Genomic DNA, 15,068 nt, shown 5'->3' on the forward strand with positions numbered 1-15,068 from the left:
AAGAACTTTATCAATATGATTTACCTGATTGGCAGCCCAATAGAGGTACAGGTTCAATCAGGTAAATCCACATGAAACGTCGAAGAGCCAATAGAATCTGTCATTACGATCTCCTATTGAAAAATAAAAATTAGGCAACCATTATTTGTAAAAATGGTCCTGAAGGCAATAGCGACAATATATGTCGATATAAAGAAAAAAAAGAAAGGACACCCACAAAATTAGACAGCTCCAAAACCCTCGTCTACGCTGAATTCAGCCACTAAGGAATTTCAGAGGATTCCCACATGACACGCGCACGCCGTGAGCAAATCAGTCCCACCGATACGCCCTACTATCACTGCATTGCTCGTTGTGTGCGTCGCGCTTTTCTATGCGGAAAAACAAGAGGACACCCATAAAAATTAGACAGCTCCAAAATCCTCGTCTACGCTGAATTCAGCCACCAAAGAATTTCAGAGGATTCCCACATGACACGCGCACGCCGTGAGCAAATCAGTCCTTCCGATACGCCCTACTATCACTGTATTGCTCGTTGTGTACGTCGGGCTTTTCTATGCGGTGAGGATGAGTTTTCAGGCCAATCATTTGAGCATCGTCGTCAGTGGATTATTGATCGTTTAGTTCAGTTAGATCAGATGTTTGCCATTGATATCTGTGCCTATGCTTTGATGTCGAATCACTACCATCTGGTGTTGTATATCAACCAGCAGCAAGCACAAAGTTGGTCCGATGATGAGGTGATTGCCCGTTGGACTCAGTTGTTTACTGGACCTGTGTTGATTCAGCGTTATAAACGCGGTGAATATCAAACTGATGCGGAGCTGGACAAAGTTGCAGAGATTGTCGCTGAGTGGCGGGAAAGGCTTATGGATATCAGCTGGTTTATGCGCTGCCTCAATGAGCATATCGCCCGTAAAGCCAATGAGGAAGATAACTGCAAAGGCCGCTTCTGGGAGGGTCGTTTTAAAAGCCAGGCGTTATTAGATGAGCAGGGTTTGCTGACCTGCATGGCTTATGTGGATCTGAATCCTGTACGTGCTGCTATTTCAGATTGCCCCGAAGCGTCGGATTTTACTTCTATCCAGCAGCGGATTTGGGAGTATGCACCGGAAGCCGACCATACTGAACCATCCCCCGATAAGCCTGTGTTGAAACCCTTCTCAGCCGAACAAGCAGACAGTGAGTTTGCCATTGCTTTTGATCCAGCGGATTATCTTGAACTAGTGGATTGGACGGGGCGTTGCGCCCGAGAGGATAAACGCGGCGCTATTTCTAGCCATTTCCCACCTATTTTGTCACGTTTGAATATTGATGCGGAGCAGTGGCTTAAGGCGATGCAGCCATCTGGTATCAAGCCATGTCGGGCGATAGGGCATTTAGACAAGCTTAAATCATTTGCCAAACAGGTGGGGTGTCGTTGGTTAAGGGAGAGCCAACAGTTCTATCCCTTATTCAACAGATCCGTTTAGCCACAGCACATGCACTATCCCAGATATGTGAGGTGATCTAATGGATACAGCCAGTCAGTTAAGGATAATTTCATTCACTGGAGATAAAATAGTCCACGGGAAAGCGACACCAGAGCATTTAAGCCAGGTACAATCTCACGGGGTCTGAAACAGGACCATAAAGAGACTGAAGCCGCTATAGTAACGTGGTATCAAATGCAACCCTTCGGGCAATCCAGGGTCAGAAATAAGACAACGCAAAAGGAAGCATGAAACAATGAGAACACTGGGTAATATATTGTGGTTTTTACTGGGAGGAGTCTTTATGGGGCTTCTCTGGTGGTTTTTTGGAGTACTGGCATTTATTTCAATTATAGGTATTCCCTGGGGACGTTCCTGCTTCGTGCTGGGTAAATTTTCCTTCTTCCCATTCGGTAAAGAAGCGATTTCCCGTGATCAGCTAACGGGTCATGAAGATGTGGGCACAGGTGCTCTGGGCATGATAGGTAACATCATCTGGTTTATTTTTGCCGGAATCTGGCTGGCTCTGGGACATCTGATGTCTGCTGTAGCGTGTTTTGTGACTATCATCGGAATTCCTTTTGCTCTGCAGCACCTGAAACTGGCGATGATATCACTGGCTCCTGTCGGTCAGACTGTAGTCAATAAAGAAGATTTAACCAGAAAATATTAAGTTACCGATCAGACCGTTTGCTTACCAACAAAAGCCAGAATACAGAGTATTCTGGCTTTACATTATGACAATACTGCATAGTCAGCCCCTCTCCCATAACGGTTTAAGACTCGCTCCAGATTGTTTTCTGAAGCACCAACGTTTTATCTCTGATCAAACGTGTATCAGGCTTGCTGCAGAGCATAAGGAATCAGGCTGTAATATCCGCGCCCCATTACTATTAATAAATTATCTCCGTGAATAAAGTATCGATTTTGTCGGAATAATCGTATCTCTCAAATATTCACTGAATATTTTTATTCAGGATGTGATCCAGAATTCAGCTAAAAACATATAGAATTATGGGTTAGTTACTCAATCCCATTGTAATCGCATAGGTTTAATCGATGAGCGATATTATAGCCCATCCACTTCTGCCGATATCTGGATGGGCTTTTTTTATCCATAGTGCCTAAAAACTCCAAAAATGTCTGACAGGGCGCTTATAAAACAGACTAATTTAGTGCGTTCTCCATGAAGTATCATGGCCATTCATTAGCCTCCCACCCTATAACAATCTATAATATACACTTTACCGTATAAAAAAGTTTAATCTTGTTTATAGCAACTCTCAGGTGGGAAAACGGATGACATGCATATCGGAAAAAGGCGCATCGGAGTTACCTTCATGTGATCGTTGCAGAAACCTTGCACAGCTTCCATTCAGTTTCAGCTTCGCCTTTCAGCCTATTGTCCGGGCAAGTACCAGATCCATTGAATCTTATGAGGCTCTGGTAAGAGGCACAGATGGAGAGCCTGCAGGTACTATTTTTCAGCATATAGATGAAACCAATATTTATCAGTTCGATCAGGCCTGTCGAGTGACAGCTATTAAAAAAGCAGTGGAGCTTAATCTGACGACATATCTGAACCTGAACTTCACACCGAATGCCGTTTACGAGCCTCATTTATGTATTCGAACAACGCTGGATGCAGCCAATCGCTATGGTTTTCCATTAGAAAAGATTGTTTTTGAAGTCACCGAAGGTGAAGAAGTCAAAGATAAACAACACCTGGTCAGAATTATTAATAGTTATAAAGCAATGGGATTCAGAACAGCCATTGATGATTTTGGCGCAGGCTACTCTGGTCTGAACCTTCTGGCTGATTACGAACCAGACACGATAAAACTGGATCGTGAACTCATTACAGATATACATATGCATTCCAGAAAACAAGCCATCATTAAAGGAATTATTCTGGTATGCCATGAGCTGAAACTGGAGCTGCTTGCGGAAGGAATCGAGCTGAAAGAGGAATATCTCTGGCTGAAAGATCAGGGCATTGATCTGTTTCAGGGCTATTATTTTGCTCGCCCCGGCTTTGAGTCATTGCCAGAAGTCGCTATTGAAAAATTCTGAGCCAAAAGAATCAATAGAATGGATCATTCCGTTTTTCCTGGTGATCCAGTGTATCTTCCATTCCGTAAAGCACTACGGAACGGTTTATCCTCATTGCCAATAGTTAAAACATTACCATGTTTTATTGGTCATTAGTTCTGTCTGGCTCTCCTTGAGCAGACAGGACTTTTTTATGTAACCCCGACCATTTTTTCTGAAAATATATCAGCATACCTCTCTCTTTTCTTTTACGATCAGTAGCTTACTTTATATACCAGACCGCATCAGGCCTTATCCGGTGGAAAATGGCTGGCCAGATCTTCCAGATGTTGCTCAATAAAATCAGCAAAAACTCGCCCTCGCAGCGTTTGTCGATCTTTTTTTGGTAGCACCAGATAACTATCAATCCCCATCTCAATACCCTTATTATGCAATAGCATCAGCTGTCCCGATGTCAGATCTGCTGCTACTTCATAATACTCTGCCAGAGCAACCCCCTGCCCCAGCCTCGCAGCCATAAGCGATTGATAGTTGTCGCTGTAAAAAATATTAGCCTCCAGTCCTTTTACCTCACCGTTGGCAAATTGATTAAACCAATGGGTCCATCCTTTGGCTCTGTCATGCAGTAAAGGGTAATTCAGCAGTTCTGCACCATCTTCAATAGCAGGCCTGTGCAATGTCAATGATGGCGATGCCACCGGATACAGCCTTGTAGTATGCAAACGCCGGGTTTCAAGATGAGATGTATCATCCGGCAGGCCAAAACAGACACAGACATCAAATTCATCAGGCAGAACCCTGGCATTCGGCACAATCTGACTGAGTCGGATAGATACCTCAGGATAAGTCCGGTTAAACCGTCCTATCACCGACATCAACAGGTTATTAGTAATTGAGGGTGTAGAACATAGAACCAACTCTCCAGCCATAGACTGGCTGTCAGCATCCAACTGGATTATCCCCTGAGTCATTCTGTCCAGGCCTTCGCTCACGGCATCCAGCAAACGCTGACCAGCGGGACTCAGGTATAGCCGTTTATGCTTTCTGACAAATAATTCTTGCCCCAGGGAGGTTTCTAAGCTGCGTATCTGCTGACTGACAGCTCCCTGAGTAACCCCTAGCTGTTCTGCCGCCCTGCCCAGATGACAGCTGATTGCTGCCGCTTCAAAGGCCCGGAGTGCATTAAGAGGGAGTTGTCGACGATCCATTTTCATTGTTTAGATTTTCTATATAAAAATTTCAGTATTAATCGTTTTTTATCAGAAAAATTACTTGATAGCATCTGCCAACTGTTAAATGACCTGAAATCCTCGGTTTATCTTTTGCGTCTATCGCTCTGCTATTACCTATACAGAGATACCGGACCGAAAGATAACCCCGTCAGTGTCAGAGAGATTGATTGTTGTAGAGAATATCCGTCAATGAGTTTATCTTTTTTATCCCGCTTTAATAGACACGACAATGCACAGCAACAAAACGGACTCTGGATTATGATTCTGGCCATGCTGCTGATCCCTTCTGTTGATGTACTGGCGAAACTGCTGTCCAAAGATCTGGGTCCGGTACAGATCAGTTTTTTGCGTGTCGCTTTTCAGGCAGTATTTCTGCTGGTTGCCATACGGGGCCTGCCCCGGTTAATTCATTCAGCGGCTCTCACTAAAAAATTACTTATCGCCAGTTTGCTGGTCAATCTGGCTGTCACATCTATGGTCTGGTCTCTGGTTTCTATGCCGGTTGCTAACGCTGTGGCACTATTCTTTATTGAACCCTTGCTGGTTATGCTGTTGTCCTCTCTGTTACTAAAAGAGAAATCAGCACCAATTAAATATCTGCTGGCCCTGGTGGGACTGGCCGGTGCTCTGGTGGTTATCCGGCCTAACTTTCAATTATATGGCTGGTCATCAGTGTTACCTATGCTGGCAGCCCTGTTTTATGCTCTTTATCTGATTACCGTACGTACTGTACGCAGTCAGATTGCTACCTCAGAAATGCAAGCTTATATCAGTCTGGCAGGGATTATAATGATGGGGGCAATACTGCTGACAGGGCAAATCAGTGGTGCTGAACTGCTGGACTGGTCTCCGATACAGTTGCCTCACTGGCACTTGTTGATATTACTGGGGTTCTTTTCCGCTTTAACTCACTGGATGATCAGCACAGCATTCAGCCTGAGTAAGGCAACGACGCTGGCACCTCTCAGGTATCTGGAAATTATCAGTGCAACAGCATTAGGCTATCTGGTGTTTGGCGATTATCCTGACATTCTGACATGGACAGGCACGGCCATCATTCTGGGCTCCGGTTTATGTCTGATTCATCTGGACAGAAAACGAGAAGCCCGGAATAGCTGATATCTGTTTTGTCAGTGCCTGCGGCCCATCATAATAACAATAAAGCTGATCACCTCATCACCGTGCTGATTATATCCACGAAACTGGATTTTCAGCACGCCTCTGTCAGGCTTTGAGCGAGATGGCGTCACAGAGAGGATCGTCGCCGACGGCGTAATCGTATCTCCCGGACGTACCGGAGCCAGAAAACGAAGTTCATCAATCCCTGGACCACCCATACTGACCGTCTGAAAGACACCAGACTGAACAATCATCCTGAAGCACAGAGCCAGTGTCTGGAAACCACTGGCGATCAGGCCACCATATGGCCCTTCTGCCGCCGCCTGATTATCAATATGAAAAGGCTGAGGGTCATAGGTCAGGGCAAAATCCAGAATCTGGCCTTCGCTCAGCGTAAAACCAGGCCCCTTAATTACTTCACCTTCCGTAAAATCATCCAGATAGCGAGTCATTCAATGCTCCGTTAAGTATTAACAAAGCACTCATTGTTACCCTGATCACGGGTGAAAAGAAACTACGCAGATGAATAGCGATAATGACTGTCAGTCATACCTGAGAGTACCTTGCCTTGTTCTCCAGCTGTTAACTGGAGAATACGTCAGTGCTGACAGAGTAATATTGCTCAGATATTTAGCATGATTTTCAAAATCAGCGCTTAGCCAGAGCCTGCTGTACTGATTCTTTAATGCTATCCCTTTGGGCCACAATATCGCCAAATGTCATACCATCAAACTGCTTTGCAACCTGCATACGAATATCCGGTTGCTTAAACAATTTTCGGAACAAAGTATTGGAACCCAGATCAAGGTGAGAAAAGTCACTGAGGGCTTTCAGCTCGGCATCAGTCTGTTGCTGAATATAGATATAGTAAGAAGCTAACCCCAGAGCTTCTGAAAATAAACGATGCCCTTTGATATCTCCGGGATGACTCCCCTCGACCAGATCAAAGCTCAGATCAAACTGTTCCGGTGATGAGGCATCAATTTGAGGATACGTTTTCATAATCGTCATCGGCCAGAGGCTTCCGGCCCCCAGGTTATGGATCAGGCTTCTGTGACGATTCTCTCCGGCAAAGTGCAGAATCAGTCCGGTTACCAGAGCAATCAGAATATAGCTCCAGATTAATGCAGATTTAAGATCCCATTGTCGTTTTATCATTATTGTAGTCCTGTGACTCTGATTCAGATACATCTGTAATACATCAATTGTGCAGGTGTATCGGACAGCTATCCGATACACCTGCAGACAGGATAACGACTAAGCCAATGATTCAGAAAGGAAAACGGATAATCCAGGACTAAAGAATAAAGCAACAAGGTTTAGCTGAACTGATTAAGAAAAATGGCAGGCTCATAATCAGCCTGCCATCTTCAGAAAAACAAAAAACACTCCTGACGATTATGAACGATCAAGCTTACGATCTTTCTTGTCATTCCAGGCAGCCCATGGATCGGAATTGTTTGTTTTGTTGCCAGAGTTCACAGCAGGTTTTCGGTCAGTTCCTTTACTTCTATCCTGATCAGAACGCCGGTTTGCTCTTTTCTGACCAGAGCCATGCTTATCACCGGTGTGACGTCTGCCGCCTGCATTCGATTTACCTGCACCAGATCCTCCTGAAGAACGTCGTTTACCCTTGTTTCTGTCATCACCGGAAGTACCGGCTTCATTACCTTCTCGCTTATGCTTCGGCACATAATTCAAAATGGAGACAGGCACCGCTTTTCTCGGAATAAAGCCTTCAACTTCCCGACGTTCCAGTAAATGCCCCAGACGACTTTCAATGGCACACAAACGTTTAAAGTCATCTTTTGATAACAGGGAGATGGCCTGACCTGAGGCTCCGGCACGACCAGTACGGCCAATACGATGGATATAATCTTCAGAATCATCTGGCAGATCATAGTTCACGACACGTTCCAGCAGATCAATATCGATCCCACGTGCGGCCACACCAGTGGCAATCAAAAAGGACAGTTTTCCGCTTCTGAAGTCATCCAGTAACTGTGTCCTTACAGCCTGACTACGATCGCCATGAATCGCTTCAGCCTGAATGCCTCTTTTCGCCAGCTGATCTGCCAGTTTAGCGGCACCGTGTTTAGTGCGGATAAAAATAAGCGCCTGTTGCCATTGAAGATCTGTAATCAGATGACTGAGTAATGCCGATTTCTGGTCTTTATCTACCGTAACCAGCCACTGTTCAATGCGAGGACGGGCAGACGGGTCATCTGCCACAGAAAAACTGACCGCATCTGAGGTCAGCGTTTGCGCCAGTTGTTGTACTCCATCACTCATCGTAGCTGAAAACAGCAAACTCTGGCACTGTTCAGGCAGACGTTCCAGTATCTTTCTGATGTCAGAGATAAAGCCCATATCCAGCATACGGTCTGCTTCATCCAGAATCAGAACATCCAGCTCATCAAAACGAATGGCTTTCTGATAAATCATATCCAGCAAACGACCTGGTGTTGCAATCAGAACATCAACACCATCAATCAGCCCCTGCTTCTGCTCTTCAGCGTCAACGCCGCCGAACATCGCCATTGACGTCAGTTCGAGGTTCTGACTATAGACCCGACAAGCATCATTTACCTGCAATGCCAGCTCACGAGTCGGCGCGAGCACCAGAGCCCGGATACGTTTCGCTTTCTGTGTCTCTCCTTTTGACAACTGTTCCAGCACTGGCAGCAAGAAAGCTGCCGTTTTACCAGACCCGGTCTGAGCTTCTGCGATGACATCCTGACCAGCCAGAATTGCCGGTATCGCCTGAGCCTGAATCGGCGTAGGTTCGTTATAACCCTGTTCGCGAACAGCACTCAGAATAGATTCACTTAATCCGGATATTGAAAATGTCATAGAGCATCTCAGGCAGAAGAGTCGATACAAACCGCACGATGTCCGGCGGCAGAAAGGCTGCGCACTTTACCATATAACGCAGCCCAGCACATAACAGACTTAACTATGAATGGTATTGATCTCAGCCAGGAACAGGTGCTAGGGGTAAAACAGTCATGCTAACTGTATCAACAGATATCATAACTGTTATTTAAGTCGTTTCAGCCCAGCCCCACGACAAATTTAAGTGTAATAAAAATAGCCATGCCGCCCACAATAGTGGTCAGCAGATCTTTACGCACCAGAGCGATAATAACGGCTCCGATACCTGCTAATAACCAGGGGTTATCCAGAGAAAACCACATCTCCCCTTCTGGCATTAACACGGCCGGAAAAACAATCGCGGTTAACACTGCCGGCGGTACAAAGCTCAGTCCTGTACTCAGCCATTCGGGAAAGTGGACTCTCCCGGCAACAGCAAATAACAGATACCGGGTAGAGAAAGTCGCCAGAAACATACCGATGATCAATAAGACTTCATTCATGAGAACTCCCCTCCAGCCTGAGTATTACGTTTTTTCTCCAGCAAGTGGAATGACAGGCCTGTAGCAATACCACAAATAGCTGCTACGATAAGTCCTAATTTATGCGGTAAAGCTACCGTCGCAATAGCCATAGCACCAGCTACTATCACAGCTGCCCACATCGGTTTATTCTTCAGATAAGGTACCACCATACCAATAAAGGTCACCGACATCGCAAAATCCAGTCCCCACTTAGTCATATCCGGAAACAGCTCTCCCAGAGCAATACCGAGCAAGGTACACAGCACCCAGTTGCTATACATCGCCAGAAATGATCCCAGATAGAACCAATGAGCATGGCGAATATCATCCTGAAGCAGATAGCGGTTACTGACTGCGGCGAATGTTTCATCAGTCAGGCCAAAGGCCATTGCAATACGCCACCTCTGAGGTAAATGGCGCACCTTAGGCACCAGGTTGGCGGAGTACAACATATGCCTCAGGTTAACGATAAACGTCGTGGCGATAATCACCGGCAGTGCAGCCCCGGCAGATAACAGCCCCAGAGAGATAAACTGAGCCGATCCGGCAAAGACAAACAGAGACATCGCCATAGCGCCATAAGCAGATAGCCCACTGGGTTCTGCAAGGGTCCCAAAAATAATGCCAAATGGAATCGCACCAACAATCAGAGGAATCGTTGCTCTGGCTCCGGCGAAAAACTCCTGCCTGGGAGTCGCATTACCCTCAGCGTTGTGCCGTTTATCTTCGGCATCCTGCGGTATATTTTCCGTCACTGTATCAGCTGACATAATTTTGCTCCGTTAAAACGTTTACCTTATACAGGTATCTGAATACCTGATTGCTTATTTCATTTATAAAGTGAGCGTCATATAAATATCTGATCTGGGGTATACAGACTTGCCATCCGGATGCGGTATTTCCACAAATCCCATATTTCTGTACAGCCTGATTGCACGCTCCAGTTTAGTGGCACTTTCCAGATAGACCTCTTTAGCACCGAGTTCTCTGGCTTTATCCAGCGCAACCAGAAGTAACTGCCTTCCGATCCCCATCCCCTGGATATCTGCGGCGACTCCCATTTTTGAGATCTCAAACAACTCGGCGCTATGCCGGGCCAGAGCCACAGTACCCACAATGACACTGTCCTCTGCAGGACTGCTTTCAGGGTTACTCTGGTTCAGTACATTCCGATCATTCAAACCTGCAAACCAGATATATCCGCCTTTCGCCAGATAGTAACTTTCAGGATTTCCCAGAGCCTGTTTATCCAGCTCTGTTAATTCACCATCAAAATATCTATCCAGCCAGTTCTGATTCAGACGCTGAAAATGTCTTTTCAGCTCAGGCTGCCAGCCTGCAATACGTACTTCAGCTACTCTGGAGCGCATATTCAGACGCTCCAGCACAGAACTGACAAAGCCCTCCTGATCAATCCGGCGTTCAAAGTCATTTAATGAGCGAAGGAAATGATCTTCCTGACGGTCCATTAACTCATCCAGATAACTTTTGATTTCATGCCAGACCGGCTGAATCTCTTCCAGTAAGCAATTACTCTGATCTGTCAGATACATCTGCTGACGACGCTCATCAGAGGGATCTGCTTTTTTATTCAGCCAGCCCTCATCCATCATTTTGCGAGCCACTTTACTGACCGCAGGGTGACTGACTCCCAGCATCTCTGCTGCTTCAGTGACAGACAGAGCCCCGTTCTGCAACAGCAGATTAAACAGAGGAAAAAAGGACGGATTCAGTGCCAGCCCTCTTGCCTGATAGATCTGAGTAACATCCTGCATCAGACGGTCAGATAACCTTTTCAGTCTGCTGCCCAGAGATAAACTACCAAACTTTTGCATTTGATCATGATTCATATATCAAACCTGGTAACCAGATACGTAACTGGTTACATAATAAAGCAAACCCTCTCTTTCGCATATAACTTTTTGTATCCAGAGAAACAATTGAAGAAACGAAATATCGCTTATATATCTACACTGAATTGATTCAGAGACGGACTACGGGATCTTTTCAACCTGTATGAGGTATGAATGCAATATGCTCCGTACTGCAGAAAAACGATCCCCGGTATAGAAATATCATTTGATAGAATCTAACAGGGAATGACCGCATCCGGTCAGTGTTTTCTTCTGACCATCACGGCTTATCAGAGTCACTGCAATTTGATTACGGGAAATATTACTATGAGCTTCCAATTTACAGAGCTCCTGTGAAACCCGAACATCAGCCATGGGGGTAGAGAAGGTTTCCGGTAACTGCCAGTAAGACTGAGAAACATTATCCACTTTACCGGCAGGCCAGCTATAGCGAATCTGCCCATAATCCATCAATAGATTAATACTGTAATTTTGCTCAACTTCCAGTAACCAGTCTGGATTATTTCCTACAGCCCGGAAAACAATTGGGCGACTGACAAGGGGATCTTCTGACTCCAGCTCTGGCTGGCGTAAACAGTGACTGAAAATAGTCCCATTCCAGGACAACATGCTCTTACCGCCCTGACTCAGAAATAAAGTATCCCCATGGCGATACTGATTTTGTTCTGAGTTAGCGGAAGGTTTCAGCATCAGCATCTCATCAGGTAAATACAGTGCCAGATCTCCATTATGAAGACTGGTACTGAATAAGAGATTCGGACAACGATATACCTTAGCCTGTGATGCCGGATCTTTATTTTTCTGCCCGGACCTGATGAAAGGCACCCTTTCCAGCATCAGGGTTATATTTTTATCCTGAATAGCCTGCGCAGAATCATGCTTAAAAACCTGAACCGGTACCGGCATGGTAAAAATCAGACGTTCATCCGCAGAAAAGATATGTGCCTGGATGCCATAAATTTTATCCAGAGTAATACTGGCCCTGGGGTATTTCAGCTCAAAACGAAGGGGTTGTTCATAATCAGTCCGAAAAATCTGCTCTTTAACTTCAGATGTCATCTGTCCGCTGCTCCGGTCTCCTTCCAGCAGAACAACTCTGACCAGGCTATCGGGCTTCAGCGTAATTTGTTCACCATAAGCGATCTTTCCTGAGACGACAGCATATGGATTGCCAGCTTCAACCCGGTCAGAAGAAGCTGAAGGTGGTACTTTGTTCTGTTCAGGGATCTGTTTTCCTGCACAAGCGGTTATCAGAAAAGACAATAAAGCAATCCAAAGGATTTTTAACATATCAGAAAACACCATGACTTTCGAACCAGAATATACTCAGTTAAACGTTGATATAAACACTGGCAGCCTGATATAACAAGGCTTATAAAAATGTAATTTTTTCTCGCCTTCAAAAAAATCAGACCAGCCTAATGTAATAATTATTTCCTATAAGAATCAATTATCTGGCGCAGTTCCGGCCCTCCATTTTAGCCAGATAAAGGCACTCATCGGCCTGCTTAACCAGTTGCTTGAATTTTGTTATCGGACCTCGTTCTTCTATCGTCTTATGATACAGACAATGTCCATTTTTCATTAATGTCGCTACCCCGGCAGATATGGTTACCTGAACGACTTCATCACTGATCTGAATTCTGGACTCTCTGACAGAACGAACAGTATTTTCTGCAATTGATAGTGCCGCTGAATAATCCCCCCCGGATAGCAGAATAATGAACTCCTCCCCACCAAAGCGACCTGCAAAACCACTGACACCTGCGGACCTCTTCAGAATCATAGCAACCTTCTGAAGCACCAGATCTCCGGCATCATGTCCCCAGGTATCGTTGAAACGTTTAAAATGATCAATATCCAGCATAATAACAGAGCACGATGCTTCCCCCGATAATGCACCAGCCATCAGTTTTTCAGCATAGTTGTCGATGCTCCGGCGATTAGGCAACGATGTCAGCGCATCAAAAAACGCGACTTGCTCCAAATCCCGAAACAGCTGGTTTCTTTCAGTCACATCAAAGACTATAGAATTGAGGTATTCTTCTCCATCCAGACTGACAGGGCCTGAATAAACCTCCACATCTCTGACCTCCCCACTACAGAGTCTATGCTGGAAGTGAAAAAATGGCTTACTTTCATCATTTGCCCGACATATCGCTTCACTAATCTCTTCCTGAGACAGAATATTAATATCCTCAATGTTCATTGAACGAAGTACATCCAGCTTATATCCGTAATACTCTACTGCCGCCGGATTGGCATCTACAATGCTCCCAGAGGCAGGATCAATAAGCAGCTTGACAGCTTTATTGCGTTCAAACATCTGTCTGTAAAGATATTCTTTTGCTTCCAGGGCTCTCTGTAACTCAATCTGAGGAGTAATATCCTGCATGGTACCCAACATGCTAATCGACTGCCCTGCCTGGTCTCTGGCTACAACGACCCGTTCTCTGATATGACGAATTTTTCCATTCGGACGTACAATTTTATGTACCAGATTGCACCCTCCTCCTTTAATTGCTTGCCGGAGGGCCGTGTCTACTTCCTCTCTGTCATCAGCATGTACTCGGGATAAGAACGTCTGATACGACAGTTTCTCTCCCTGTTCAAAAGCCAGAATACGGACCACTTCATCTGAGAATGATGTTACGTCTGTTTTGAGATTCCACTCCCAATGACCAATATGAGCCAGTTTCTGAGCAGTTTTCAGCTGTTGTTCACTACAAGAGAGTTCTTTAGTTTTAATATAAACATCGGACTCAAGACGGCGGGTATAAAACCGTATCGCAACAAGAATAAGAAGCTCTACAATCACAAAAGCCATCAGTGCCAGTAAAGCATTCAACTGCAGAGACTGTTTATATGATTGATATTGCGTGGTGTAATCCAGCCAGAATACAAGATTTCCCTGAACCGGGTTCTGTTCAGCATTTAAACCCTTTTCCAGGCCATCTGATGATGGATATAAATCATGGACCATAAACGCATAATATCTTCCCTCTACGGGAATAATCATATTATTCATCTCTGTCAGAGAAAGGCCACCTACAACATGCTGGCTTAACAACATCTTCAGCACACCGAAATCAGATGCCTCATCAATCACACAATCACACGGCAGGTGAGCTACCTGATCAGGATACTTCTTACCTGCCTCCAGAGAGTGATGGCTATCCGGTAACATTACTCCAGCCCCTGCTTGCAATCTTTTCTGGAAACCAAGCAAATCCTTCTGAAAACTAGAGCCTACCTCTACGACACCTGATATCAGTCTGTTTCCAGAATCCATATCAAAATGAAACACAGGTGCCAGACCACTCAGGTTAGAAGCATAACGTCCTGTTTCAATACCACTTACGGTTTCACCAGATTGAATGACCTGATTAAACAAGCGTCGGGAGTCTGGTAATGTATCCCCAAAGTACTCCGGGCGATGCACCCTCAAAAAATTAAGTCCCTTGACACCAGAATAAAAGCTCAGTTGATAAATATCGGAATGATCCTGAATATAGCGCCATTTCGAGACGACACTTTCATACAACTCCTGGCGTATTAAGCCACTTATGTGCTCCCCTGCTCCCCCTCCCTCATGCTTAACAGCCAAACCGCCCTCATTAATCAAGCGTATTACATCATCATCATTAGCAATATATGCCGCCATCAGCTCAAGATGTTCCCCAGTCTGATCAACAAGAGCGTGAAAGGCAGCATTGAGATCTTTACTTTCTGTTTCTATAGCAGAATAAAAAGCAGTACTGGATAAACGGTAATTAATAAACAGAAGGGAAGCATCAATGAATGCAATCAGAAGTGAAACGAAGAGAAAAAAGTGCTTTTTTCCTTTCAGCCAATCCATTATTTCTCTCGACAGAACAACGTTATAATCAGGCAAAGACACCCACTTTTCAAAGCGGCATT

13 protein-coding genes are annotated in these 15,068 nt (G+C 45.1%); 4 read left to right on the top strand and 9 right to left on the bottom strand.

Translation table 11 applies throughout. From position 1 onward, the window contains the following. Positions 1 to 470 precede the first annotated feature (470 nt). The 3 genes from H4O21_RS20520 (at position 471) to H4O21_RS20530 (ending at position 3,545) form a co-directional block, all read left to right on the top strand. Positions 471 to 1,472 carry a transposase gene (locus H4O21_RS20520; RefSeq protein ID WP_182810771.1) on the top strand — a complete coding sequence of 334 codons (1,002 nt, stop codon included), beginning with the start codon at positions 471 to 473 and terminating at the stop codon, positions 1,470 to 1,472. Between the two features lie 256 nt (positions 1,473 to 1,728). After that, positions 1,729 to 2,145 (top strand): YccF domain-containing protein, encoded by a 417-nt coding sequence (locus tag H4O21_RS20525; protein ID WP_182810772.1) that lies wholly within the window; start codon positions 1,729 to 1,731, stop codon positions 2,143 to 2,145. Positions 2,146 to 2,771: 626 nt separating this feature from the next. Then, positions 2,772 to 3,545, top strand: coding sequence for an EAL domain-containing protein (locus tag H4O21_RS20530; protein WP_182810773.1), 774 nt, complete (start codon positions 2,772 to 2,774; stop codon positions 3,543 to 3,545). A gap of 263 nt (positions 3,546 to 3,808) precedes the next feature. Here H4O21_RS20530 and H4O21_RS20535 read toward each other — a convergent pair whose 3' ends face one another. Then, positions 3,809 to 4,738 (bottom strand): LysR substrate-binding domain-containing protein, encoded by a 930-nt coding sequence (locus H4O21_RS20535; protein WP_182810774.1) that lies wholly within the window; start codon positions 4,736 to 4,738, stop codon positions 3,809 to 3,811. Between the two features lie 207 nt (positions 4,739 to 4,945). Here H4O21_RS20535 and H4O21_RS20540 point away from each other — a divergent pair, with 207 nt between their 5' ends. Then, the gene (locus tag H4O21_RS20540; protein ID WP_182810775.1) at positions 4,946 to 5,875 is read left to right on the top strand and encodes a DMT family transporter; all 930 of its coding nucleotides are present in this window, start codon (positions 4,946 to 4,948) and stop codon (positions 5,873 to 5,875) included. Positions 5,876 to 5,886: 11 nt separating this feature from the next. Here the strand turns inward: H4O21_RS20540 and H4O21_RS20545 are convergent, their stop codons facing one another. The 8 genes from H4O21_RS20545 to H4O21_RS20580 form a co-directional block, all read right to left on the bottom strand. Continuing rightward, entirely contained in the window at positions 5,887 to 6,327 is a 441-nt protein-coding gene (locus tag H4O21_RS20545; RefSeq protein ID WP_182810776.1) for a MaoC family dehydratase, read from the bottom strand. A 196-nt stretch (positions 6,328 to 6,523) separates the two neighbouring features. Next, entirely contained in the window at positions 6,524 to 7,033 is a 510-nt protein-coding gene (locus H4O21_RS20550) for a hypothetical protein (RefSeq protein ID WP_182810777.1), read from the bottom strand. Between the two features lie 240 nt (positions 7,034 to 7,273). Beyond that, entirely contained in the window at positions 7,274 to 8,728 is a 1,455-nt protein-coding gene (locus H4O21_RS20555) for a DEAD/DEAH box helicase (RefSeq protein ID WP_182810778.1), read from the bottom strand. Positions 8,729 to 8,928: 200 nt separating this feature from the next. Next, the gene (locus tag H4O21_RS20560) at positions 8,929 to 9,252 is read right to left on the bottom strand and encodes an AzlD domain-containing protein (protein ID WP_182810779.1); all 324 of its coding nucleotides are present in this window, start codon (positions 9,250 to 9,252) and stop codon (positions 8,929 to 8,931) included. Next, positions 9,249 to 10,043 (bottom strand): AzlC family ABC transporter permease, encoded by a 795-nt coding sequence (locus tag H4O21_RS20565; protein WP_182810780.1) that lies wholly within the window; start codon positions 10,041 to 10,043, stop codon positions 9,249 to 9,251. Before H4O21_RS20565 ends, H4O21_RS20560 begins: the two co-directional genes overlap by 4 nt. 63 nt (positions 10,044 to 10,106) lie before the next feature. Continuing rightward, the gene (locus H4O21_RS20570; protein ID WP_255487398.1) at positions 10,107 to 11,123 is read right to left on the bottom strand and encodes a bifunctional helix-turn-helix transcriptional regulator/GNAT family N-acetyltransferase; all 1,017 of its coding nucleotides are present in this window, start codon (positions 11,121 to 11,123) and stop codon (positions 10,107 to 10,109) included. A gap of 225 nt (positions 11,124 to 11,348) precedes the next feature. Then, positions 11,349 to 12,437: a YbaY family lipoprotein gene (locus H4O21_RS20575; RefSeq protein ID WP_182810781.1), complete on the bottom strand. Its 1,089-nt coding sequence runs from the start codon at positions 12,435 to 12,437 to the stop codon at positions 11,349 to 11,351. A gap of 160 nt (positions 12,438 to 12,597) precedes the next feature. Then, positions 12,598 to 15,006: a sensor domain-containing diguanylate cyclase gene (locus H4O21_RS20580; protein ID WP_182810782.1), complete on the bottom strand. Its 2,409-nt coding sequence runs from the start codon at positions 15,004 to 15,006 to the stop codon at positions 12,598 to 12,600. Positions 15,007 to 15,068: the final 62 nt, after the last annotated feature.

It is taken from the genome of Oceanospirillum sediminis (assembly GCF_014164585.1).
Taxonomy (GTDB): domain Bacteria; phylum Pseudomonadota; class Gammaproteobacteria; order Pseudomonadales; family Halomonadaceae; genus Oceanospirillum; species Oceanospirillum sediminis.